General features: G+C 74.2%; 18 protein-coding genes and 1 riboswitch. Of the genes, 8 read left to right on the forward strand and 10 right to left on the reverse strand.

The window, feature by feature from the left end; translation table 11 throughout:
- The first annotated feature begins 54 nt into the window (after positions 1 to 54).
- Both ACFTZA_RS11750 and ACFTZA_RS11755 read left to right on the forward strand, forming a co-directional pair.
- The gene (locus tag ACFTZA_RS11750) at positions 55 to 1,059 is read left to right on the forward strand and encodes an ATP-binding cassette domain-containing protein (RefSeq protein ID WP_378194605.1); all 1,005 of its coding nucleotides are present in this window, start codon (positions 55 to 57) and stop codon (positions 1,057 to 1,059) included.
- Entirely contained in the window at positions 1,059 to 1,907 is an 849-nt protein-coding gene (locus ACFTZA_RS11755) for an ABC transporter permease (RefSeq protein ID WP_378194608.1), read from the forward strand. The genes ACFTZA_RS11750 and ACFTZA_RS11755 overlap by 1 nt, the downstream gene beginning before the upstream one ends.
- Positions 1,908 to 1,931: 24 nt before the next feature.
- Here the strand turns inward: ACFTZA_RS11755 and ACFTZA_RS11760 are convergent, their stop codons facing one another.
- The 3 genes from ACFTZA_RS11760 to ACFTZA_RS11770 all read right to left on the reverse strand — a co-directional run bounded on the left by ACFTZA_RS11760 (position 1,932) and on the right by ACFTZA_RS11770 (position 4,944).
- On the reverse strand, positions 1,932 to 2,864 hold the full coding sequence (locus tag ACFTZA_RS11760) for a universal stress protein (RefSeq protein WP_378194610.1): 933 nt from the start codon (positions 2,862 to 2,864) through the stop codon (positions 1,932 to 1,934).
- Between the two features lie 200 nt (positions 2,865 to 3,064).
- A complete protein-coding gene (locus ACFTZA_RS11765) occupies positions 3,065 to 3,826 on the reverse strand; it encodes a C40 family peptidase (protein WP_378194613.1) in 762 nt (253 codons plus the stop codon).
- 49 nt (positions 3,827 to 3,875) lie between these two features.
- A riboswitch (cyclic di-AMP (ydaO/yuaA leader) is annotated at positions 3,876 to 4,036 on the reverse strand.
- A gap of 167 nt (positions 4,037 to 4,203) precedes the next feature.
- The gene (locus tag ACFTZA_RS11770; RefSeq protein WP_378194616.1) at positions 4,204 to 4,944 is read right to left on the reverse strand and encodes a metal-dependent transcriptional regulator; all 741 of its coding nucleotides are present in this window, start codon (positions 4,942 to 4,944) and stop codon (positions 4,204 to 4,206) included.
- Between the two features lie 206 nt (positions 4,945 to 5,150).
- On the opposite strand from ACFTZA_RS11770, the gene serC reads away from it, so the two are divergent.
- The gene (gene serC, locus ACFTZA_RS11775) at positions 5,151 to 6,296 is read left to right on the forward strand and encodes a phosphoserine transaminase (protein ID WP_378194619.1); all 1,146 of its coding nucleotides are present in this window, start codon (positions 5,151 to 5,153) and stop codon (positions 6,294 to 6,296) included.
- Between the two features lie 550 nt (positions 6,297 to 6,846).
- On the opposite strand, the gene ACFTZA_RS11780 is transcribed toward serC, so the two are convergent.
- Entirely contained in the window at positions 6,847 to 8,073 is a 1,227-nt protein-coding gene (locus ACFTZA_RS11780; RefSeq protein ID WP_378194622.1) for an MFS transporter, read from the reverse strand.
- Positions 8,070 to 8,528, reverse strand: a complete 459-nt coding sequence (locus ACFTZA_RS11785; RefSeq protein ID WP_378194625.1) for a MarR family winged helix-turn-helix transcriptional regulator — start codon at positions 8,526 to 8,528, stop codon at positions 8,070 to 8,072. The genes ACFTZA_RS11780 and ACFTZA_RS11785 overlap by 4 nt, the downstream gene beginning before the upstream one ends.
- Before the next feature lie 169 nt (positions 8,529 to 8,697).
- On the opposite strand from ACFTZA_RS11785, the gene ACFTZA_RS11790 reads away from it, so the two are divergent.
- Genes ACFTZA_RS11790 through ACFTZA_RS11800 form a run of 3 tightly spaced genes read left to right on the forward strand, consistent with a single transcriptional unit; the run spans position 8,698 to position 11,962 of the window.
- Positions 8,698 to 10,167: an APC family permease gene (locus tag ACFTZA_RS11790; RefSeq protein ID WP_378194628.1), complete on the forward strand. Its 1,470-nt coding sequence runs from the start codon at positions 8,698 to 8,700 to the stop codon at positions 10,165 to 10,167.
- Entirely contained in the window at positions 10,164 to 10,610 is a 447-nt protein-coding gene (locus ACFTZA_RS11795) for a hypothetical protein (protein WP_378194631.1), read from the forward strand. Before ACFTZA_RS11790 ends, ACFTZA_RS11795 begins: the two co-directional genes overlap by 4 nt.
- Complete coding sequence (locus tag ACFTZA_RS11800) at positions 10,607 to 11,962, forward strand: dipeptidase (RefSeq protein ID WP_378194634.1); 1,356 nt, start codon at positions 10,607 to 10,609, stop codon at positions 11,960 to 11,962. The genes ACFTZA_RS11795 and ACFTZA_RS11800 overlap by 4 nt, the downstream gene beginning before the upstream one ends.
- Here ACFTZA_RS11800 and ACFTZA_RS11805 read toward each other — a convergent pair.
- Genes ACFTZA_RS11805 through ACFTZA_RS11815 form a run of 3 tightly spaced genes read right to left on the reverse strand, consistent with a single transcriptional unit; the run spans position 11,941 to position 14,822 of the window.
- The gene (locus ACFTZA_RS11805; protein WP_378194637.1) at positions 11,941 to 13,794 is read right to left on the reverse strand and encodes a glycoside hydrolase family 15 protein; all 1,854 of its coding nucleotides are present in this window, start codon (positions 13,792 to 13,794) and stop codon (positions 11,941 to 11,943) included. The genes ACFTZA_RS11800 and ACFTZA_RS11805 overlap by 22 nt on opposite strands.
- 27 nt (positions 13,795 to 13,821) lie before the next feature.
- Complete coding sequence (locus tag ACFTZA_RS11810; RefSeq protein WP_378194640.1) at positions 13,822 to 14,373, reverse strand: hypothetical protein; 552 nt, start codon at positions 14,371 to 14,373, stop codon at positions 13,822 to 13,824.
- Positions 14,374 to 14,390: 17 nt separating this feature from the next.
- Positions 14,391 to 14,822 (reverse strand): hypothetical protein, encoded by a 432-nt coding sequence (locus ACFTZA_RS11815; protein WP_378194643.1) that lies wholly within the window; start codon positions 14,820 to 14,822, stop codon positions 14,391 to 14,393.
- Positions 14,823 to 15,011: 189 nt separating this feature from the next.
- Between ACFTZA_RS11815 and ACFTZA_RS11820 the strand changes: the two genes are divergently transcribed.
- Entirely contained in the window at positions 15,012 to 15,419 is a 408-nt protein-coding gene (locus ACFTZA_RS11820) for a hypothetical protein (protein ID WP_378194646.1), read from the forward strand.
- Between the two features lie 58 nt (positions 15,420 to 15,477).
- Positions 15,478 to 18,147, forward strand: a complete 2,670-nt coding sequence (locus tag ACFTZA_RS11825; protein WP_378194648.1) for a LuxR C-terminal-related transcriptional regulator — start codon at positions 15,478 to 15,480, stop codon at positions 18,145 to 18,147.
- Positions 18,148 to 18,160: 13 nt separating this feature from the next.
- On the opposite strand, the gene ACFTZA_RS11830 is transcribed toward ACFTZA_RS11825, so the two are convergent.
- A complete protein-coding gene (locus ACFTZA_RS11830; RefSeq protein ID WP_378194702.1) occupies positions 18,161 to 19,681 on the reverse strand; it encodes an MFS transporter in 1,521 nt (506 codons plus the stop codon).
- 86 nt (positions 19,682 to 19,767) lie between these two features.
- Entirely contained in the window at positions 19,768 to 22,515 is a 2,748-nt protein-coding gene (locus ACFTZA_RS11835; RefSeq protein WP_378194651.1) for a cation-translocating P-type ATPase, read from the reverse strand.
- Between the last annotated feature and the right edge of the window lie 76 nt (positions 22,516 to 22,591).

The raw sequence follows: 22,591 nt of genomic DNA on the forward strand, positions 1-22,591 counted from the left end.
GGTGTGACCACCCGAGAGCGCGACGACCCGCGCTCCGCGACCAGAGGAGGGGACATGAGCTCATCGTCGAGCAGCGGCCTGGCGATCGAGGCGCGCGGGCTCGTCAAGCACTTCACGTCCGGCAAGTCCGTCACCAAGGCCGTCGACGGCGTCGACCTGGCCGTCCCCGAGGGCACGGTCCTCGGGGTGCTCGGACCGAACGGCGCGGGGAAGACGACGGCCGTCCGCATGCTCGCGACGCTGCTGCAGCCCGATGCGGGGACCGCGACCGTGCTCGGCCACGACGTGGTGCACGACGCCGACAAGGTGCGCTCCGTCGTCGGGCTCACGGGCCAGTACGCGTCCGTGGACGAGGACCTCACCGGCACCGAGAACCTCGTGATGCTCGCCCGCCTGTACGGGTTCCTCGGCGGGACGGCGCGGCGGCGCTCGCAGGAACTGCTGGAGGCGTTCGGCCTGGGCGACGCGGGCGGCCGGCAGGTCAAGACCTACTCCGGCGGCATGCGGCGGCGGATCGACCTCGCGGCGAGCCTCGTCATGAGCCCCCGCGTGCTGTTCCTCGACGAGCCCACCACCGGTCTCGACCCGCGCAGCCGCAACCAGGTCTGGGACATCGTGCGCGTGCTCGTCGCCGACGGCGCCACCGTGCTGCTGACGACGCAGTACCTCGAGGAGGCGGACCAGCTCGCGGACAAGATCGCGGTCATCGACCACGGCAAGGTCATCGCGGAGGGCACCGCGACCGAGCTCAAGCGGTCCGTCGGCGAGGGATCGGTGCAGCTGCGGCTCGCCGACTCCGCCCAGCGTGCCCGCGCCGCGGAGGTCGTGGGCGTGCTGCTGGGCACCGAGGTGTCGCTGGCGAACGACCCGTACGCGTTCTCCGCCCGCGTGCCCGACGACGGCGGCCCGGCCGTCGCACGCATCCTCCCCGCCCTCGGGGACGAGGGCATCACCGTCCCCGAGTTCACGCTCGGCCAGCCGAGCCTCGACGAGGTCTTCCTCGCCCTGACCGGCCAGCCCGTCGACGACGCCGACGAGACGATCGAGGAGGTGGCCTGATGGCGACCGAACCCACCACCACGGCCGAGCTGCGCGCGCCCGAGGCGAGCGCGCTGCGCGAGGCCGTCGCGCTCGAGACCCGCCCGAGCCGGCCCTCGCCGGTCTCCGCGACGCTCACCTACACCTGGCGCGCCCTGCTGAAGATCAAGCACGTGCCCGAGCAGCTGTTCGACGTCACCGTGTCGCCGATCATCTTCACGCTGATGTTCACGTACCTGTTCGGCGGGGCGCTGGCCGGCGACGTGCAGAGCTACCTGCAGTTCCTCTTGCCCGGCATCCTCGTGCAGGCGGTGCTCTTCACGACGATCTACACCGGCTACACGATGAACACCGACATCTCCAAGGGGGTGTTCGACCGCTTCCGCTCGCTGCCCGTGTGGCGGCCCGCACCCATCGTCGGCGCCCTGTTCGGCGACACCGTGCGCTACACGATCGCCTCGCTCGTGACCCTCGCGCTCGGCCTGGTGCTGGGCTTCCGTCCGCCGGGCGGCGTCGTGGGCGTGGCGCTCGGCATCGTGCTGCTGCTCGTGTTCGCGTTCGCGCTGAGCTGGGTCTTCACGGCGCTCGGGCTCGTCCTGCGCTCGCCCAACGCCGTGATGGGCACGTCGATGCTCGTGCTCATGCCGCTGACGTTCGCGTCGAACATCTTCGTCGACCCGTCGACGATGCCGGTCGTGCTGCAGCGCTTCGTCGACGTCAACCCGGTCACGCACCTCGTGACGGCGGTCCGCAGCCTCATGGGCGGCGACCCGGACCTCACCGGCATCATGTGGGTCCTCGTCGCGTCCGTGGTGCTCACGGCCGTGCTCGCCCCCATCACGATGCGCCTGTACCGCAACCGCAGCTGACCGCGGGGAGGGCCGGCGCGGGCTTCAGTCGCCCTGCGCCGGCTCCTCCTCGTCGCACTTCTTGGTCACGACCATCACCGGGCACGACGAGTGGTGCAGCACGGCCTGGCTCGTCGACCCGAGCAGGAGGCCGCGGAACCCGCCGCGTCCGCGCGACCCGACGACGATGAGGTCGGACGCGGACGAGAACTCCGTGAGGAGCTCGGCGCCCGTCCCGTCGAGCACGATCCGCTTGATCGACAGACCGGGGTTCTCCGCCTCGTGCCGGTCGATGATCACGTTGAGCCCTTCGGTGATGTCGGCGAGGACCTGCTCGTGGTCGATGGACGCGGGCAGCCACGCGAGCAGACCGGCTCCCGCCCCGACGGGCACGCCCGCGACCGCGACGAGCTCGGCCTCCCACGCCTGCGCCTGCCGGATGGCGTGCCGCAGGGCGATCTCCGCGGACGGTGAGCCGTCGACGCCGACCACGATGCGTCGCAGCGGCCGGACGGGCGGCAGCTCACCGGCCCCGGCACCCTCCCCGCGGTACGGCACGACCACGGTCGGGCAGTGGGCGTGCGCGGGCAGGGCGGACGAGACCGTGCCGAGCAGCCGCTCGGTGAACCCGCCGCGTCCGCGCGTCCCGACCACGACCAGCGCGTGCTCACGGGACATCTCCACGAGCACCCCGGCGGCGTCGCCGGTGGTGACGGTCGCCGTCGTCCGCACGCCGGACGCCTCGGCCCGCGCACGCGCCTCCTCGAGGACCGCGCGAGCACCCTCCTGGATCGCCGAATCGTCGAGCGCGGCGTACCCGCCGTCCAGGGACGCCGCCGTGAAGGACGGCAGCGAGTACGTGCACACGACGTGCAGCGGCCACCCGACCCGCCGGGCGTAGGCGGCCGCCCAGTCGAGAGCGTGAAGGCTCGGCGCCGATCCATCCACGCCGACAAGGACCGTTTCCGTGCGGGTCATCGATGACTCTCCTCTCGACGGCAGGGTTCCCATCCGGCGGCCAACCCTGCCGAGGTGACCTGGACCCTAACGCCCAGGGCAGGTCACGAACAAGTCAAGAATGCCACGAACCCCGCCCACCCGCGACAAGGTCGCGCGGTGGACGGGGTTCGGTGGACCGCCGCCGTCAGGTCGAGCCGGCCGACGGGAGAGGTCGAGAATCAGGCGACGCGGATGAACGTCGGGTTCGACTGCCAGATCTGACGGAACTGGATGGTCTTGCCCGGACGCGGCGCGTCGATCTGCATGTTGTCGCCGGCGTAGATGGCGATGTGGCCGGGGGTCCAGATCAGGTCACCGGGCTGCGCCTGCGAGCGCGGGACCTTCGTGCCGACCGAGCCCTGCGCACCGGAGGTGCGCGGCAGGTTGATGCCGACCTGGGCGTAGACGTAACTCGTGAAGCCAGAGCAGTCGAAGCCGTCCGGCGTGGTGCCGCCGTAGACGTACGGGACGCCCACGTAGCGCGCGGCGATCGAGACGATCGTGCTGCCGTACGCCGAGGCGGGGACGGAGACAGCCGCCTCCTCCTGCGCGGGCGCCTCGGCCTGCTCGACCGACTGGCGCTCCTGCGTGCGGCTGGTGCTCTCGGCCCGCTCGACGACGGGCTCCGGCTCCGGCTCGGGCTCCGGCTCGGGCGCCGGGGTGACCGTCACGGGGGCGGCCTCGATCGTGAAGGCGGCGTCCGCGGCGACCGTCACGGCCGGTGCGGCCTCGAGCGCCTGGCGCGCCTGCGCGGTCACGGCGCTGAGGTCGACGGAGTTGAGCTTGTTGTTCTCGTTGTCGACGGGGGCGGCGCTGGCCGGGGCGGCCGCACCGATCATCGAGACGACGAGGCCGGAGGACGCGGCGACGACGGCGGTCCGACGACCGACGGTCGACATCTGCTCGGATGCGGCCTGGGCGATGGTGCTGAGTGGCGTCACGGGACGCCGCGCCGCACGGTGGCGGGCGCGAGTCGAGCTCACGGTCACTGTTGCCTCTCCTGGACGCCTACGAAGTCAGCTGTCGGGTTCGGGTGGGAGAAACACCCGGCCCTGCGGATCGAGATCCGCGGGGCTTCACCCCGAGGACGCTGTCTCCAGCGCCCGGAAGTGGGTCCCCCGCCCCTGTCGTCGGGTCGTCGTGAACCTCTTGCGGCGACAGGGTTAGGCGTTCCGCTCGAGGGCTTCGCCGGACGGATGTTCCGGTGGAGCAGCACTGACCGTACATGAGCCCTCGGCAAAAGTCACGTTCCCATCACGGTCGCGCGCCGCGAACGGCATCGCGCCTGGTCAGAGCCGCTTTTCGCCCGGCGGCCCGGCTAACGGCGGGCGACGAAGAGATGACGCGCGACGTCGTCCGGCAGGTCGAGCCCGGCCTCGTCCGGGCCTTCGTCCTGACCCCCGTCCCGAGCCGCGGACCCGGGCTCGCGCACGGCGATCCCGCGCTCGCCACGGCGCACGAGGAGGGTGCGCCCGGGCAGGAGCCCCGCCGCGGCGAACCGTGCGAGGAGCTCGTCGTCCACCTGCACCGGCTCCCCGATGCGGCGCAGGACCACCTCGACCTCGTCGCCCGGCGCGGCGCCGGCGAGGTGCACGGGCAGCGAGACGACCCCGTCCAGGAAGCCGGCGGCACCGCCGGGCTCCCCCAGCTCGGCGAGACCGGGGATGGGGTTGCCGTACGGGTCGTGGTGCGGGTGGTCGAGCAGGCCGACGAGCCGCTCCTCGACCAGCTCGCTCATCACGTGCTCCCACCGGCACGCCTCGTTGTGGACGTGCTCCCAGTCGAGGCGGATCACGTCCGTGAGGAGACGTTCGGCAAGTCGATGCTTGCGCATGACCCGCATCGCCTTGTCGTGCCCCGCGGGCGTGAGCTCGAGGTGCCGGTCCCCCGCGACCACGACGAGCCCGTCGCGCTCCATCCGGGCGACCGTCTGCGACACGGTTGGGCCCGAGTGCCCGAGCCGCTCGGCGATGCGGGCGCGCAACGGGACGATCCCCTCCTCGACGAGCTCGTAGATCGTCTTCAGGTACATCTCGGTGGTGTCGATCAGGTCGGTCACGCCACGCTCCTGTCGTTCGTGGGCCCGGGGCCGCCCACGGCCTGCCCGCACCGGCGCACCGGTGCGCCACGACCAGTCTATGGGGCGCTCCTGACGCGTTCCGGGAGAAGCCGTGCCCGAGCCGACGGTCCCGGCGCGCCGCACGCGGCCCGACCAGGCGGCGGACGCCGCGCCTCGCGCGCGGCGCGCGCGCGTAGGGTGACGGCGTGAGCGAGCCCGTGAACCCGACCCTGGTGACGATCCCGTCCGACCTCCTGCCGTCCGACGGCCGGTTCGGCTCGGGCCCGAGCAAGGTGCGTGCCGCCCAGGTACGCGCCCTCGCCGAGGCCGGCACCTCGCTCCTCGGCACGTCGCACCGGCAGGCGCCCGTGCGCTCGCTCGTGCGCCGCACGCGGGAGGGCCTTGCGGCCCTGTTCGACCTGCCCGACGGCTACGAGGTGGTGCTGGGCAACGGCGGCTCGACCGCGTTCTGGGACGTCGCGACCGCGTGCCTCGTGCGGCGCAAGGCCCAGCACGCCGCGTTCGGCGAGTTCGGCGCGAAGTTCGCCGCCGCGACGACGGCCGCGCCGTTCCTCGAGGACTCGCAGGTGATCACCGCCGCGCCCGGCGCGGTCGCGCACCCGGAGCCCGCGGACGACGTCGACGTCCACGCCTGGCCGCACAACGAGACCTCGACCGGCGCCATGGCCCCCGTCCGACGCGTCCCCGGGTCCCGCGACCGCGGCGCCCTCACGCTCGTCGACGCCACCTCGGGCGCGGGCGCACTGCCGGTCGACGTCGCGGAGACCGACGTCTACTACTTCGCCCCGCAGAAGGTGTTCGGGTCGGACGGGGGCCTGTGGCTCGCGCTGTGCTCGCCCGACGCGCTCGCCCGCGCCGACGAGGTCGGGTCGAGCGGCACGCGCTGGGTGCCGGAGTCGCTGTCGCTGCGCACCGCCGCCGCGAACTCGCGGCAGGACCAGACCCTCAACACCCCCGCCATCGCGACGCTCGTCATGCTCGCCGAGCAGGTCGAGTGGCTCCTCGAGCAGGGCGGCCTGCCGTGGGCGTCGGCCCGCTCGGCGGAGTCCGCCGCCCACCTGTACGCCTGGGCCGAGTCGCGCGAGTGGGCCACGCCGTTCGTCGCCGACCCGGCCGAGCGCTCGACCGTCGTCGGCACCGTCGACCTCGACGCGACCGTCGACGCCACCCAGGTCATCGCTGCCCTGCGCGCGAACGGCATCCGCGACGTCTTCCCCTACCGCAAGCTCGGCCGCAACCAGCTCCGCGTCGCGATGTTCCCGGCGATCGAGCCCGACGACGTCCGCGCCCTCACCGCCTGTGTCGACCACGTGGTCGAGCGCCTGGCCTGAGTCCGCACGCTCCGGGGGGCGGGGTCCGCGCGCGGGGCGCCGTCGGTGCTCGGGCTGCCGCGCCGTCACCTCCCGCGGTCGGCTGTCAGCGACCGCGCGCGGCTCTGACGCCCTTCGCATCCGACGTCGCGTCCCACCCGCTCGTCCGCCACGTCACCACCGCGGCCGAACCCGCTCGACCGTCGTGCTTACCGGCATGGCCCTGCCCGCACGGCCGTCGCGTCGCCCGGCTCGCTGCGCTGCGCTCGCACGGTGACGTCAGCCGGCCTGCTGGACGCCTGCGCGGGTGAGGTGACGTGGGCGGTCGGGGGCGCTTGCGCCGGGTCGTGGCGGGTCTGGCGGGAGCGGCGCGAGGGACGAGCGGCGCGGATGGTAGACCCGGCGCGAGCGTCCCCGACCGCCTCCCGAACCCGCCCGCAGAATCGACGGCTCAGGCCGCGCGCGCGGCGTCCTCCGCGTCGTCGGAGCGGAGTCGGCGTCGGGTCTCGGCGCGCGCCTCGTCCTCGGCCGACGTCCCGGCGTCGAGGTAGCGCACGAGCAGGTGGGGCCGCTAGAGGACGCGGTAGCGCACCTGCAGGTTCCAGCGCCGCACCGCCCACAGCGCGGCACCCACGGCGACGAGCCCGGCGCTGAGGGAGCCGATCCCGATCGCCCAGCGCGGCCCGAGGACCTCGGCGACCCAGCCCACGAGGGGTGAGCCGACGGGCGTCGCGCCGAGGAAGACGATCATGTAGAGGGACATGACGCGCCCGCGCATCACGGGGTCGACGGACATCTGGATGGTGGAGTTCGCGGCGGTCATCATCGTCAGGGACGCGAGCCCCACGGGGATGCACGCGACGGCGAAGCTCTCGTAGGTCGGCATGAGCGCCATGACGCCGGTGGTGACGGCGAAGGCGAACGCGGACCCGATGACGAGGCGGACGCGGGGGCGCTCGCGGCGTGCGGCGAGCAGGGCACCGGTGAGCGACCCGATGGCGAGGACGGACCCGAGGATGCCGTACTCCTCCGGGCCCTTGCCGTACTCGACGCGCGCCATCATCGCGGAGGTCAGCTGGAAGTTGAGGCCGAAGGTCGACACGACGCCGACGACGACCATGATGACGACGATGTCCGTGCGCTTGCGCACGTACCGGATGCCCTCGCGGATCTGTCCCTTGCTGCGTGGCGCGCTGGGCATGGCGTGGAGCTCGCGGGCGCGCATGAGGCCGAGCGCGGCGATGGTGGCGGCGAACGTGACGCCGTTGATGACGAAGATCCAGCCGGTGCCGACGACGGCGATGAGCAGGCCGGCGGCTCCGGGGCCGACGAGGCGGGCCGCGTTGAACGACGCGCTGTTGAGCCCGACGGCGTTGGAGAGCCGCTCGGAGGGCACCATCTCGGCGACGAAGGTCTGCCGCACGGGGTTGTCGAACGCCGTGACGACGCCGAGGAGCCCGGCGAACAGGTAGACGTGCCACAGCTGCACGTGCCCGGAGAGCACGAGCGCGCCGAGGCCGAGCGCGAGGAGGCCCATCGCGCCCTGAGTGGCCATGAGAAGGCGGCGGCGCGGGAGCCGGTCGGCGAGCAGGCCCGCCCAGGCGGACAGCGCGAGGACGGGCGCGAACTGCAGCGCGGTGACGATGCCGACGGCGACGCCGGAGTCCTCCGTGAGGTCGGTGAGGACGAGCCAGTCCTGGGCGACGCGCTGCATCCACGTGCCGATGTTGGCGACGAGGGCGGCGCCGAACCAGACGCGGTAGTTGAAGTAGCGGAGGGAGGAGAACGTCGCGCTCATCGGGCGGCGATCCTGATCAACAGCTCGCTGGCGCGGGCCAAGGTCTCTCTCTCGTCGGGGGTCAGGCTGGTCAGCTGCTGGGTGAGCCACGCGTCGCGGCGGCGGCGCGTCTCGGTCACCTCGTCCACGCCCGCGGCGGTGAGCCGGACGACGACCTGACGGCGGTCGGTCTCGTGCTCGACCTTCTCGACGAGGCCGAGCTCGACGAGCCGGTTGACGGCGCGCGTCATGGACGGCGGCCGGACGCGCTCGTGCGCGGCGAGCTCGCCGGGCGACATGGCGCCCTCCTTGTGGAGCACGGTGAGGACGCCGAACTGCCCCTCGGGCAGGTCGGCCTCGCCGCGCTGGGCGCGCAGGCGGCGCGAGATCCGGGTGAGCGCGACGCGCAGCTCGCCGCCGAGCGTCGCGGGCCGGCACTGGTCACGATCAGGCACAGTGGGATCCGCAACGGGCATGATCATTACCCTAACTCATTACCTCGGGTAATGAGCGGTGGGATCACCCGCCGCAGGTGAGGCGGGCCCCGAGCGCGTCTCGCGACCATGGGGCCGAACCGCGGGCCCGCGGCGCGGCACCTGCTGCTCCGGGCGGACGAGGCGGTCCCCGAGCGGGAGGAGCGGCCCCATGAGCACCATGGACCTGCCGGCCGACAGGTCGATCCCCCAGGCCGTGGCCCGGGCGAGGCCGACCACGACGGTCTGGATCTCGTGGATCGCTCTCGCGCTGATGACGACGAGCTCGGTCGCGAGCCTGCGCGCGGCCCCGACGATGGCGGTCTACGGCCTGGCGTGCGTCTTCCTCTACATCGTGCCGGCGATCGTGTTCCTGCTCCCCACCTCGCTCGTCTCCGCCGAGCTCGCCTCGGGCTGGGAGGGCGGGGTCTACAAGTGGGTGTCCCTCGGCATCTCCAACCCCATGGGGTTCCTCGCGATCTGGTGCCAGTTCGCCATGACGATCTTCTACTACCCGAGCCTCCTCGGGTTCGTCGCGAGCACGCTGGCGTACGTGATCAACCCGGCGCTCGCGTCGAGCGGGGTGTGGACGGCGCTCGTCATCGTCGTCGTCTACTGGACCGGCGTCTGGGTCTCCTCACGGGGCACCTCGGGCGTCGCCGGCCTCGCGAGCGCGGGGCTCGTCATCGGGACGCTGATCCCCGGCACCGTGCTCGTCGTGCTCGGCGCCGTGTTCCTCGGCCAGGGCAACCCCTCGGCCGCCCCGATGGACTCCTCGCACATCCTGCCCGCGTGGGCGGGCCTGGCGAGCCTCGTCCTCATCGTCAACAACTTCCTGTCCTACTCCGGCATGGAGATGAACGCCGTCCACGTCGGCTCCCTGCGCGACCCCGCCAAGGAGTTCCCGAGGTCGATGTTCCTGGCGATGGGACTGGTGCTCCTCATCTTCATCCTGCCGGCGCTCGCGATCAGCTGGGTCGTCCCCGCCGAGCACCTCTCCTTGACCGCCGGCGTGATGCAGGCCTTCGACGCCGTGTTCGCCCAGTTCGGCACGCAGTGGCTGACGCCCGTCTTCGGCGTCATGCTCGTCGCGGCCTCGCTCGGCGGCATGCTCACGTGGCTCGCGGGACCGTCCAAGGGCCTGCTGCTCATCTCCCGGCAGGAGGGCTACCTCCCGCCGTTCCTGCAGCGGCTCAACAAGCACGGCGTGCAGCAGAACATCCTCGTGACGCAGGGGGTCGTGACGACCGTCATCGCCCTGGGCTACGCGCTCATCCCGAACGTCTCGAGCGCGTACTGGATCTTCTCCGTGATCACCACGCAGGTGTACCTCATCATGTACCTGCTGATGTTCGTGGCCGCCGTGCGGCTCCGCCGCAGCCACCCGGACCACCCCCGGGGCTACCGGGCGCCGATGCTCGTCGGGCTGTGCGGCGTCGGGTTCGCCGCCTCGCTCGCCGCCTTGCTCGTGGGCTTCGTCCCGCCCTCGCAGTTCGGCGGGAGCAACCCGCTCGTCTACCTGCTGGTCGTCGGCGGCGGGGCGCTGGGGCTGGGGCTGCTCGTGCCGTTCCTCTTCTACAAGCTCCGCAAGCCGTCGTGGAAGCAGCCGGAGACCCCGGCCGGGGAGGTGACGTCGTCATGACGGAGCACGGGACGGAGCGTCCGGACCCCAAGCGCCGGGTCGTCTACGGGGTGGCGCTCGGCCTGCTCGTCGTCCTCACCGTGGTCGCCCTGCTCACCTTCCAGGCGGCCCGGTCGACCGCGCAGGCGCAGGACAAGGCCGACCAGCTCATCGCCGCGCTCGAGGACGCGGGCGTCCGGCCGCCGTCGCAGGAGCAGGTCGTGCGGGTCCTCGGCGAGGACGGCGGGGCGGCGTGCGAGGACCCGGGCAACGCCCTGCGCAAGGCGAACCTGCTCGCCCAGCTGACGAACGGCGCCACGGGTCCGGGGTCGCGGCCCGTGCTCGCGGACGGCCGAGCCGTCCGGGGCGAGCTGCTGATCGTCGAGATCTACTGCCCGGAGGAGCTGCAGGACCTGCAGGACGCGGTGTCCGGCCTCGACCTGAGGGACGTGGTGCAGGGATGACGGCCGAGGACGTCCGCGCACGGGTACGGGCCCTGATGCCGCAGGCCCGGTCGGAGCTCGCCGAGCTGGTCGGCATCCGGTCCGTGGCGGACCCGCGCCAGTTCCCGCCCGAGGAGTGCGCCCGTGCCGCCCGCTGGGTCCTCGACGCCTTCGCCGGGCTGGGCTTCGAGGACGTCGCGCTCCACGAGACCCCCGACGGCAGCCGCGCGGTGGTCGGGTCGCGGCCGGCCGCGGTCCCCGGTGCCCCGACCGTCCTGCTCTACGCGCACTACGACGTCCAGCCGCCGCTGGACGACGCGGCGTGGCGCACTCCGCCGTTCGAGCTCACCGAGGTGGACGGGCGGTGGTACGGGCGCGGGGCGGCCGACTGCAAGGGCAACGTCGTCATGCTGCTCACCGCGCTGCGGGCGCTCGGGGACGACGTCCCGGTGAACCTCCGGCTCGTCGTCGAGGGCTCGGAGGAGCAGGGGACGGGCGGTCTCGAGCAGTTCGTGCCGGGGCACGCGGACCTGCTGCGCGCCGACGCGATCCTCGTCTGCGACACCGGCAACGCCGCGGTCGGCGAGCCGGCCGTGACCGTGAGCCTGCGCGGGATGGTCAACGTCGTCGTCGACGTCGTGGCGCTGCCGTCCGAGCTGCACTCCGGCATGTTCGGCGGGCCGGCCCCGGACGCGCTCGCAGCGCTCGTGTCCGTCCTCGCGTCGCTCCGTGACGACAAGGGCGACACCACCGTGGTGGGCCTGGACCGCTCCCAGACCTGGACGGGTGCGCCGTACGACCCCGAGGCGTTCCGCCGCGACGCGGGCGTGACCCCGGAGGAGTCCCTCCTCGGCTCGGGCACCGTGTCGGACATGCTCTGGGCGCGGCCGGCGCTCACCGTCCTCGGCGTCGACTGCCCCCCGGTCGTCGGGTCGTCGGCCGCGATCGTCCCCCGGGCGAGCGCCCGGCTGAACCTCCGCATCCCGCCGGGGACCCACCCGGACGAGGCGGAGACCGCGCTGACGGACCACCTCCGCAGGGCCGCGCCGTGGGGCGTGGAGGTCGCCGTCCGGACCGAGTCGAAGGGCGCGCCGTTCCGCGCCGGCACCGACGGCCCGGCGCACGCGGCCGTGGCCGCGGCGATGAAGGAGGCGTACGGGCGCGACGTCGTCCGGCTCGGTCAGGGCGGGTCGATCCCCCTGTGCACGGTGTTCGCCGAGACCTACCCGGACGCCGAGCTGATCCTCATGGGCGTGGAGGAGCCGCTCGCTCTCATCCACGCCCCGAACGAGAGCGTCGACCCCAGGGAGATCGAGCGGCTGGCCACGGCGACGGCCCTGTTCCTGCAGCGCTACGCCGGCGTCCGCCGGTAGCGCTCCGACCGGTCCAGCCGCTCGTCGAGCGTGATGGCCGCGTCGACGAGGGCGAGGTGGGTGAACGCCTGCGGGAAGTTGCCGATCTGCTCCCCCGTGAGGGCGATCTCCTCGGAGTACAGCCCGAGGTGGTTCGCGTAGGTGAGCATCTTCTCGAACGTCAGGCGCGCGTCGTCGAGCCGGCCGGCCTTCCCCAGGGCGTCGACGTACATGAACGTGCACAGCGAGAAGGTCCCCTCCGTGCCCAGCAGCCCGTCCGGCGACGCGGCCGGGTCGTAGCGGTAGACGAGGCTGTCGGACACGAGCTCGGCGTCCATCGCGCGCAGGGTCGAGAGCCACATCGGGTCCTGGGGCGCGATGAACCCGACCGTCGGCATGCGCAGGAGCGAGGAGTCGAGCACGTCGCTGCCGTACTCCTGCACGAACGCGCCGCGCTCCGGCCGCCAGCCCCGGCTCATCACCTGCTCGTACGCCGCGTCCCGCGCGCGCACCCAGCGGTCGACCGGCCCCGGCCGGCCCAGCGCCGTCGCGAGCCGGACGGCGCGGTCGAACGCGCACCACGTCATGACGCGGCCGTACGTGAAGTCCTTGCGCCCGCCGCGCGTCTCCCAGATGCCCTCCTCCGGACGGTCCCAGTTCTCGAGCAGCCAGTCGAGCATGTCGCGGACGGCGACCCAGCCGCGGTGGCCGATCGTCAGGCCGCTGCGCTCCGCGAGCCAGAGGCTGTCCATCGCCTCGCCGTAGATGTCGAGCTGGAGCTGGTCCGCCGCGCCGTTGCCGACGCGGACCGGCCGCGACCCCCGGTAGCCCTCCCAGTGCCCAAGCGTCTCCTCGGCGAGGTCGCTCGTCCCGTCGATCCGGTACATGATCCGCAGCGGGCCGCCGGCACCGCCGGCCTTCTCCTCGACGCGGTCGCGCAGCCACCCGGCGAACGCCACCGCCTCGTCGGTGAACCCCATGCGCAGGAGGGCGTAGACGGAGAACGAGGCGTCCCGGATCCAGGTGAACCGGTAGTCCCAGTTCCGCTCGCCGCCGACCTGCTCCGGCAGCGCGGCCGTGGGCGCGGCCACCAGACCACCGGTCGGCGCGTAGGTGAGGAGCTTGAGCGTGATCGCCGACCGGTCGAGCATCTCGCGCCAGCGTCCCGTGTAGGTGGACCGGGCGACCCAGGACCGCCAGTACCGCTCGGTCTCGTCCATGAGCCGCTCCACCTCCGCCACGCGCACCGCGCGGGGCGGGCCGTCGGCGTCCGTCTCGACGACCATCCCGCGCACCTGCCCCGCCTCGAGCGGGAAGGACGCGTGGACGCTGTCGCCGGGGGCGGCGCGCGGGGTGGCGAGCCGGACGTCGTCGGGCTCGCGCACGACGTGCAGCGTCAGGGACGAGCTCCCGCTCCGGAACACCGCGCCGTTCTCGGTCACGGTGAGCTCGTGCGGACGGCGCCCGTAGTCGAAGCGCGGCGAGACGTCGAGGTCGAAGTCCATCCGGCCGCGGACGCACCGGACCAGGCGCACGATGCGGTGCCGCGTGGTGGCGACGGCGCCGGTGACCGGCATGAAGTCGACCACCTCCCCCACGCCCACCTCCGTGAGGAACCGCGTGACGAGGACCGCCGAGTCGGGGAGGTAGAGCTGCTTGGCGCTGAACGCGGCCTGCGACGGCCGGATCGTCAGGTGGCCGCCGCCGCGGCGGTCGAGGAGGGAGCCGAAGATGCTCGGCGAGTCGAACCGGGGCGAGCAGAACCAGTCGATCGAGCCGTCCGTGCTGACCAGCGCGGCCGTCTGGAGGTCGCCGATGAGCCCGTGGTCCGCGATGAGCGGGTAGTCGTCCATGTCGTCCTCGCGTCGTCGGCGGGCCGGTCAGTGGTGGAGGGACAGCTTGAGCGCGATCATCGCGACGCCCAGCAGCCCGGCGCCCGCGGTCGTCAGGACGCGTCGGGCGCCCGTCAGCCCGCCCGCCGAGCTCATGCGCCAGCCGACGACCACGAGGAGGGCCACGTTGACGGTCAGCGCGACGTCGACGGCGAGCGACGGCTCCACCTGCAGCAGGGCCTCCGCGAGCAGGACGAGGACGGGCACCGCGCACGCCGCGACGAGCGGCAGGCCGCCCGCGGCCACCTCGCGACGTTCCACCGGGCTCAGCGCCCGGCCGGCGAGCGTCCGCGCGGCGATGAGGTGCGCGTAGGTCTCGGCGCACCAGTAGACGACGAGCGTCCCGCCGAGGAGCGCCGCGACCCGCACGAGCCCGAGATCGGTGGGCGCGGCCGCGAGGACGGAGCCGGTGATGACGAGGCCGTACAGGTAGGCGGACCGCCGCCGGACGGTCTCGCTCGGCGCGTGGTGCAGCGCGCTGTGGTGGTGGCCGGCGTCCCCGCCCGGTCTCCCCGTCGTCGCCTCCTGCGGTGTGCTCATCGGTTCCTGCGGTGCGCTCATCGCTCACGACCGCCTTCGGGGTCCACCGGGCGCTCGTCGCCCGGCGACGTCGGCGCCGCCGGGAACGAGCGCTCCCACGCGGTGGTGATGAGCCGCGTCAGGTCGGCACCCTCCACCTGCCCCGAGGAGAGCGTCCCGGTGACGGCGCGCCCGTCGCCGACGACCACCTCACGGGCGAGGGAACCGACGGGACCCCGGACGAGGATCGCGACGTCGGGCGGGCCGCCGGTGCGCGCGGTCCGCAGCTCGAGGAGGTCGAGGCCGAGCGCGGAGAGCCGCTGGATCAGCCCGTACAGCGCCGACTGGTCGCGGACCGTCGTCTCGAGCAGCGTGCACTCGACCGTGCGGTGGACACCCATCTCGGCGAGGTCGACGTCGATCCCGTCGACGGCCCCGAGGACCACCAGCTCGACCGCTGTGCCCGTCACGGCCTCCTCCTTCCGGCGGCGAGCCACCGCGTCCCGCGCCTCGCCCCAGCATGCGGGCGGGGACCCGCGGGCAGATCACCCGGCGCGGGTAGCGCGCCGGGCGCGGACCGGCCGCGGCCGACGACTACCCGCGAGGGGTGTGGAGCCGACGGGACGCGGCGTCGACCGTGGAGAGCGTCACGGACGACCGTGACCCGACGTGAGGAGGGCCCGATGGACGGGTTCTGGGACTGGTTCTGGCTCATGGTGTGGTGGTTCTTCCTCATCGCCTACCTCGTCGTGCTGTTCCAGATCGTGGCGGACCTGTTCCGCGACAAGGAGCTGAGCGGCTGGTGGAAGGCCCTGTGGGTCGTCGCCCTCGTGCTCGTGCCCTACCTGTCGGCTCTCGTCTACGTGATCGCCCGGGGCCGCGGGATGGCCGAGCGCCACGCCGTGGAGGAGCGCCGGCGGCGGGAGATCATGGACGACTACGTGCGCGCGACCGCGGGCACCGGCCGGGCCCCCTCGTCCGAGATCGCGGAGGCCAAGGCGCTGTACGACGCCGGGACGATCGACCACACCGAGTTCGTGCGGCTCAAGGCGAAGGCGCTCGCGTAGGCGGGCAGGGCTCCGCGCGTCCCTCGCACGACCCCCACCGCGCGCGTAGCCTACCGGTATGGCCTCGGTCGAGGAGCGTGCCGAGCCGGAGGTGCTCGTCCGCGCGCCGGGCGCCCCGGGGTCCGTCCACGCCCGGACGGCGGTCCCCCGGCTGCGCGGCCCGACGGTCGCCCGTCCTGCGGTGGAGGCACGGCTCGCCGAGGCGCTCGCGCGTCGGCTCACCCTCGTGTCCGCGGGCCCTGGCTGGGGCAAGACCACGGTGGTCGCCCGGTGGGCGCGGTCCACGACGAGCCCGCGGACCGCGTGGCTGACGCTCGAGCCGTCCGACGACCGCCCGGCCGCCTTCTGGGCCGACGTCGTCATGGCGCTCCGGGACGCCGGCGCGGTCCCCGCCGGCCACCCCCTCCAGACGCTCGCCGTCTCCGGCCGCCTCCAGCCCGGCGTGCTGCGCCGCGTCCTCGCGGCGCTCGAGACCCTCCCCGAACCGGTCGTCCTCGTGCTCGACGACTTCCACCACGTGGGCGCGGAGGTCGCCGCGACGATCGACGACCTCCTGCGCTACCCGCTGCCGCTGCACCTCGTCGTGCTCACCCGGTCCGACCCCCTGCTCGGCCTCCAGCGGCTCCGCGGGCAGGGCGAGGTCGCCGAGGTGGGCGCCGCCGAGCTCGCGTTCGACGCCGCCGCGGCGGAGTCCCTCGCCACGTCGCACGGCCGCGCGCTGCACGGCGCGGAGCTCGGCCGGCTGCTCGACGAGACCGGCGGCTGGGCGGTCGGGGTACGGCTCCGGCTCGAGGCCGCCGACCCCCTCGAGCGCGTCCGCGCCGACCGCTCCGCCGCGGAGTTCCTGCTCGCCGAGGTGCTCGACCGGCAGACGCCGGCCGTGCGCCGGTTCCTGCTGCGCACGAGCGTCGTCCCGGCCCTGTGCGCCGAGCTCGCCGCGGAGCTGGACGCCGGCGCGCGCGCGACGCACCTGCTGCCGTCCCTCGCCGCCGCCGACGGGTTCGTGACCAGCTCGGGCGAGGACCGCGTCTGGTACCGGTACCACCCGCTCCTGCGCCAGATGCTGGAGGCCGAGCTCGCCGAGGAGGACCCGGCGGCGCTGCGCGAGGCGCACCGCACGGCGGCCCGGTGGTTCGCGGCCAACGACGATCCCCTGCGGGCGCTCGACCACGCCGCCGCCGCGCGCGACTGGCCCCTCCTCGCCGACGTCTTCGTCGAGGGTGCCGCGGCGCGGCTCGCCGGACCGCATCGGGAGGCGATCGCCGTCGTGCTCGCGACGGTGCCGTACGAGAGCCTCGAGCCCGACGCCCGGCTGCACCTGTGCGCCGGCTCGCTCGCCGTCGTCGACGAGCGGTACGACGCCGCGCGCCGTCACGTCGCGCAGGCGCGGGCGCTCCTCGGCGGGGGCGACCGACGGACCGCCGACGCCGTGCTCCTTGAGCTGCTCGACGCGTCGGTCGCGCGCGCGACGGGCGACGTGCGCAGGCTGGCGACCGCAGCCGCCGCGGCTCTCGCGTCGGCGGACAGGGCCGCGTACCCGTTCCCCGCGCTCGGGGTGTACCGCGCGGTCGCCGCGGCGCACCGCGCGGCGGGGCTCGCCTGGTGCGGCGCCACGACCGCCGAGGCCGCGCACGCCTCGTCCGGTCCGCCCCGGGCCCGCGGCATCGGCGCGGGGACGGCGGCGACCGGCCCCGCGCTCATCGGCCTCGGTGCGCAGGCGGTCGCGGCCCTGCGCTCGGTCGCCGAGGGCCACCTCGGCGAGGGCGCCGCATCGGCCCAGGACGTCGTCGCGCTCGCCGAGGCCCGGGGCTGGGACACGCACGCCCACGCGCGCCCCGCCTACGCAGCCCTCGCCTGGGTGCGGTACCTGCGGGCGGAGGACGAGGGCCTCGACGGACAGCTCGCCCGCGCGCTGGCCGCCGACGCCGGCGGACGCGAGCCCGCCTCCGAGGCCGCCGTGCGCCTCCTGCAGGCGCTGGTCGCCGCGGCGAAGGGCCACCGCGGCACCGCGAGCCAGGCGCTCGCGGCCGCGGACCGCGCGCTGGAGCCGGTCGGGACGCCTCCCCTGCTCGCCGATCTCCGGCTCCGCGCCGCCACCGAGGTGCGGCTGCTCGACGACGCGCTCCCCCTCTCACCCCTGCGCGTGGACCGGGACCTCCTCGGGTCGCCCGCGGCCGCCGCGGTGGGTCACGCCCGGGAGCTGCTCGCGGCCGGGCGCACCGGGGCAGCGCTGCACGCCGTGTCGGGGCTCGCGGAGGCCGGCGACACCGGCGATCTCGTGCGCGTCGAGGCGGCGCTCGTCGAGGCGTCCGCCCTCGCGCGGAGCGGTGCCCGGCGCGCCGGCGTGCTGCTGGCGCGCGCGCTCGACCTCGCCGTCGCGGAACGGCTCGCGCGCCCGTTCCTCACGCTCCCCGTGCCGGAGCTGCGCCCGGTCCTCGCGCGGGCGGTCGCCGCGCGAGGCGACGCGCTCGCGCTCGCGCTGCAGACCCGCCTCGACGGCTCCCGACCCGCGCCCGAGCCCGTACCGCTCGTCGAGCCGCTCACCGAGCGCGAGCTCGCCGTCCTGGGTGCCCTCCCGACCATGGAGAGCAACGTCGAGATCGCCGCGGACCTCTTCGTGTCCGTCAACACGGTCAAGGCGCACCTCAAGTCGGTCTACCGCAAGCTCGGCGTCGGGACGCGGCGCGACGCCGTGCGGCGCGGGCGCGAGCTCGGCCTCCTCCCGTAGCGGGCGGGCCGGGTCAGCCGAGCGGGGGCGCGCCGGCGCCCTGCGGCGGGTCCGGGAGACGGCGCATCCGGAACGCCTGCCCGACGCCGAGCAGCCCGGCGACGAGCGGCACGAGCAGCGCGACCTGGAGCGCCCGGGCGCGCACGTCGTCGTTGATCCGCAGGATCTCCGCGCGCACCTCGGGCGGCTCGTCGGCCAGCAGCGCGCCGAGCTGGGCGTCGCTCATCACCTCGGCGTCGTCCTCGAGGACCTCGCTCACGCGGGCCTTGTCCTCTGGCGGCAGCACGGCGCTGTCCTGCGCGTCGGCCGTGAAGCCCGCCGCGAGCGAGGCGAGCATGACGGCGCCCGCGAGCGCCAGGCCGAACGACAGCCCGAACGACCCGGCCGCGGAGTTCACGCCGGCGGCCTCCCCGACGCGCTCCTCGGCGACGGGCGAGAGCGTGAAGGCGTTGAGCTGGCTGACGAGCAGGCCGAGGCCGCAGCCCGCGACGACGAGGGGCGCGGCGAGGTACCAGCCGGACGTCGCGCGCGGGACCACGGGCAGGAGCAGCAGCACCCCGACGACGAGGAGCGCGAAGCCGGCGAGGACGAGCGTCGCGGGCCGTCGCCGGCCCGCCCGGCGCCCCGCGACGACCGCGGCGGCGAACATGCTGAGCGACAGCGGTGCGAGCGACAGGCCGGCGAGCATGGCGTCGTAGCCGAGCGCCATCTGCAGGTAGACGGGCAGGGCGATCATGGCGCCGCCGAGTGCGACCTGCTGGAGCGTCTGCTGGGAGACCCCGACGCGGAACGCGGGCGAGCGGAACAGGTCCGGCTCGAGGAGCCGCGCGGCGCCCCGGCGCTCGCGCACGACGACCCAGCGCGCGAGCCCGACGAGCGCGACGACGCCGACCGCGATCGTCACGCCCACGGCCTCGCCGCCTTCCTGCCACACGAGGACCCCGAGCACGACGCCGCCCATGCCGAGCACGGACAGCACCGCCCCGACGACGTCGACGGACCGGTCGCCCGTGAACGGGACGTCGCGCACGAGCCGGACGCCCGCGAGCACGACGGCGATCACCGCGGCCTCGAGGCCGAACGCGACGCGCCAGGAGAGGTAGGTGGTGATGAACCCGCCGAGCAGCGGGCCCACGGCCGCGGCGACGGACGCGGAGGCCCCGACGAGCGCGTACACCTTCGTGCGCGCCGTGCCCTCGAAGCTGCCGTGGACGAGGGCCTGCATCGACGGCAGGAGGAGCGCCGCGCCGAGGCCGCCGACGACGGACCAGAGCACGACGACGGCGACGAGGCTCTGCGCGAGCGTCATCGCGACGGCCCCGACGCCGTAGCCGAGCAGCCCGAGCACGTAGCCGCGCCGCCGGCCGACGAGGTCGCTCACTCTGCTGCCGATGAGGATGAACGCCGCGGAGACGAGCGCCTCGAGCGCGATCGCCGTCTGGACGCCGCTCACCGTGGTCCCGAGGTCGTGGACGACCGCCGAGATCGACACGTTCATGAACGAGGTGTCGACGACGAGCACGAACATCGCCATCGCGAGCAGGACCGCGAGGCGACGGTCGACGGCCTGCGGCGCCCCTGGCCCGCCCGCGCCGGCCGCCGCCCCCTTCTCGGTCACGGTCAGGCCCGCAGCGCGTGGGCCGCCACGTGGGACTCGGCAGCGCGCCGCGGCCGGACGTGCCGCAGGACGAGCTTGCCGAGCTCGACGAGCACGAAGAACGCGAGCGCGACGAGCGCGCACACGCCCCACTGCCCGCCGTCGAGGCTCACCGTGCCGAAGATGCGCTCGAGCCCGTCGAGCGTCGTGACGAGGAACGTGAGGCCCAGCGACGACAGCAGGAGCACGACGAACCGGCCGTTGGCGAGGGTCTCGTGCGACAGGATGCCGGCGTACGGGTCGCGCCACTCGAGCGCGGCGACGACGTGCAGCAGGGACATCGTGGTGAGGCCCATCGTGGTCGCGACCGCCAGGTCGGCGTTCGCCTCGCCCCACGCGACGGCCACGAGCGTCCCCACGGCGATGAGGACGCCGCCGACCGCGAGCCGCACGCCGAGCGCGCGCCCGATCACCGGCTCGCTCGGGGGCCGTGGCCGGCGCCGCATGAGGCCGGGCGTGGCCGCGTCGAACCCGAGGCCGATCGCGAGCAGCACGTCGATGGCGAAGTTGATCCACAGGATCTGCAGCGGCGTGAGCGGCGTCCCGGCCGCGATGGTGAAGATCCCGGCACCGACGAACGTGAGGATGAAGCCGACGAGCACGACCATCTGGAAGCGGATGTACTTCATGAGGTTGTCGTAGAGCCCGCGCCCGCCCTCGACGGCCGCGACGATCGTCGCGAAGTTGTCGTCGGTGAGGATCATCTCCGCGGCGTCCTTCGTGACCTCCGTGCCGGTGATCCCCATCGCCACGCCGATGTCGGCGCGCGCGAGGGCGGGGGCGTCGTTCACGCCGTCGCCCGTCATCGCGACGACCTCGCCGCGGCGCTTGAGCACGTCGACGAGGCGCACCTTGTCCTCCGGGGCGACGCGCGCGACCACGCCGATCGAGTCCACCTCGGCGTCGAGCTGCGCGTCGGGCATCGCGGCGAACTCCGCGCCCGTGAGCGCGCGCCCCTCGATCCCGAGCTGCCCGGCGATCGCCGCCGCCGTCGTCACGTGGTCGCCCGTGATCATGCGGACCCGGATCCCGGCCTCCTTGCACTCGGTGATCGCGTCGCGCGCCTCGCGCCGCGGCGGGTCGACGATGCCGACGAGCGCGAGGAGCTCGAGGTCGCGCACGAGCGGGAGGAGGTCGCCGCCGAGGTCGGCGCGCGCGACGTCGCGCCGCGCGACCGCCAGGACGCGCATGCCCTCGCGCGCCAGACCGTCGTTCTCCCGCGCGACGCGCGCCCGGGCGTCGTCGTCGAGGGGTGCCGTCGTGCCGTCGGCCGTGAGGAAGGTGGCCGAGCGGGCGAGCAGGACGTCGGGCGCGCCCTTGACGTAGCAGCGGATCGCGCCGTCGATCTCGTGGAACGTCGCCATGAGCTTGTACTCGGCGTCGAACGGGACCTCGGCGACGCGCGGGTGCTCGCGCCGCGTCTCCTCGACGTCGAGCCCCGTCTTGGCGGCGAGCACGACGAGCGCGCCCTCCGTCGGGTCGCCGAGGCACTCGCCGTCGCGCACGACCGCGTCGCTCGCGAGCGCCATGGGCAGCGCGAACGGTTCCAGCGGGACGTCCGTCGAGCCCGCGGCGGCGAGGACCCGGCCGGTCGTCGAGTAGCCCTCGCCGTCGACCGAGAACCGCCGCCCGGCCAGGAGGAGGCGCCGCGCCGTCATCTGGTTCAGCGTGAGCGTGCCCGTCTTGTCCGAGCAGATCGCGGACGTCGAGCCGAGCGTCTCGACCGACTTGAGCCGCTTGACGATCGCCCCCTCGTCGGCGAGCCGGCGCGTGCCGAGCGAGAGCAGCATGGTGACGACGGCGGGCAGGCCGGTCGGGATCGCGGCGATCGCGAGGCTGATCCCGACGACGAAGAGGCTGTCGAAGTCCTCGCCGCGCGCGAGGCCGAGCACCACGACGACCACGAGCGCGACGGCCGCCATGACGGTGATGATCACGGTGATGCGGTCGAGCTGACGCGTGAGCGGCGTCTTGTCCTGCTCGACCCCGCTGAGCATCCCCGAGATGCGCCCGACCTCGGTCGTCATGCCCGTGGCCGTCACGACCATCTCGCCGCGGCCCCGCGTGACCTGCGAGTTCATGTACGCCATGTCGGTGCGGTCGCCGAGCGGGGCGTCGTCGGCCACGACGGCCTCGACACCCTTGGCCACGGGCGTGCTCTCCCCCGTGAGGCCCGCCTCCTCGATCTCGAGCGACGCCGCGACGAGCAGGCGCCCGTCGGCCGGGATCTTGTCGCCCGCCTCGAAGCCCACGACGTCGCCCGGGACGAGCTCCTCCGCCGGCACCTGCACCTCGCGGCCGTCGCGCCGCACGCGCGCCGTCATGACGAGCATCTCGCGCAGCGCCGCGACGCTCTGGGCCGCCTTGCCCTCCTGGTGCAGGCCCATGAGCGCGTTGAGCACCGTCAGCCCGAGCACGACGACGCCGGTCGTCACGTCGCCCAGCGCGACGATGCTCACGACCGCCGCACCGACGAGCACGAGCTGCATGAGGTCCCGGTACTGCCGCAGGAACGCCTGCCACGGGCGCTCCTTGCGCTCCACCGCGAGCGCGTTGGGCCCGTACCGTGCGCGGCGCTGCGCCACCTCCTGCGACGTCAGCCCGACGCCCGGGTCGACCCCGAAACCCGCGCACACCGACTCGGCGGTCGCCGTGTGCCACGGGCCGGGGTCGGGAGGGACCTGCTGCCGTGAGACCTGCGCAGCCGTCATCGTGGGCTCCTCTCCGGTGCTCGGTCCACGGTCACAGCCGGACCGGCCCGGAGGCCTCACCCGTGGCGGGTGAGGG

This window comes from Cellulosimicrobium sp. NPDC057127, assembly GCF_042670945.1.
In the GTDB taxonomy this organism is placed as follows: Bacteria; Actinomycetota; Actinomycetes; order Actinomycetales; family Cellulomonadaceae; genus Cellulosimicrobium.

Excerpts from the sequence above, each read along its gene's own strand:
- ACFTZA_RS11750 (WP_378194605.1), top strand. The coding sequence starts at position 55 with ATGAGCTCATCGTCGAGCAGCGGCCTGGCGATCGAGGCGCGCGGGCTC.
- ACFTZA_RS11755 (WP_378194608.1), top strand. The coding sequence starts at position 1,059 with ATGGCGACCGAACCCACCACCACGGCCGAGCTGCGCGCGCCCGAGGCG.
- ACFTZA_RS11760 (WP_378194610.1), bottom strand. The coding sequence starts at position 2,864 with ATGACCCGCACGGAAACGGTCCTTGTCGGCGTGGATGGATCGGCGCCG.
- ACFTZA_RS11780 (WP_378194622.1), bottom strand. The coding sequence starts at position 8,073 with ATGAGCGCGACGTTCTCCTCCCTCCGCTACTTCAACTACCGCGTCTGG.
- ACFTZA_RS11785 (WP_378194625.1), bottom strand. The coding sequence starts at position 8,528 with ATGCCCGTTGCGGATCCCACTGTGCCTGATCGTGACCAGTGCCGGCCC.
- ACFTZA_RS11790 (WP_378194628.1), top strand. The coding sequence starts at position 8,698 with ATGAGCACCATGGACCTGCCGGCCGACAGGTCGATCCCCCAGGCCGTG.
- ACFTZA_RS11795 (WP_378194631.1), top strand. The coding sequence starts at position 10,164 with ATGACGGAGCACGGGACGGAGCGTCCGGACCCCAAGCGCCGGGTCGTC.
- ACFTZA_RS11800 (WP_378194634.1), top strand. The coding sequence starts at position 10,607 with ATGACGGCCGAGGACGTCCGCGCACGGGTACGGGCCCTGATGCCGCAG.
- ACFTZA_RS11805 (WP_378194637.1), bottom strand. The coding sequence starts at position 13,794 with ATGGACGACTACCCGCTCATCGCGGACCACGGGCTCATCGGCGACCTC.
- ACFTZA_RS11810 (WP_378194640.1), bottom strand. The coding sequence starts at position 14,373 with ATGAGCACACCGCAGGAGGCGACGACGGGGAGACCGGGCGGGGACGCC.
- ACFTZA_RS11825 (WP_378194648.1), top strand. The coding sequence starts at position 15,478 with ATGGCCTCGGTCGAGGAGCGTGCCGAGCCGGAGGTGCTCGTCCGCGCG.
- ACFTZA_RS11830 (WP_378194702.1), bottom strand. The coding sequence starts at position 19,681 with ATGGCGATGTTCGTGCTCGTCGTCGACACCTCGTTCATGAACGTGTCG.
- ACFTZA_RS11835 (WP_378194651.1), bottom strand. The coding sequence starts at position 22,515 with ATGACGGCTGCGCAGGTCTCACGGCAGCAGGTCCCTCCCGACCCCGGC.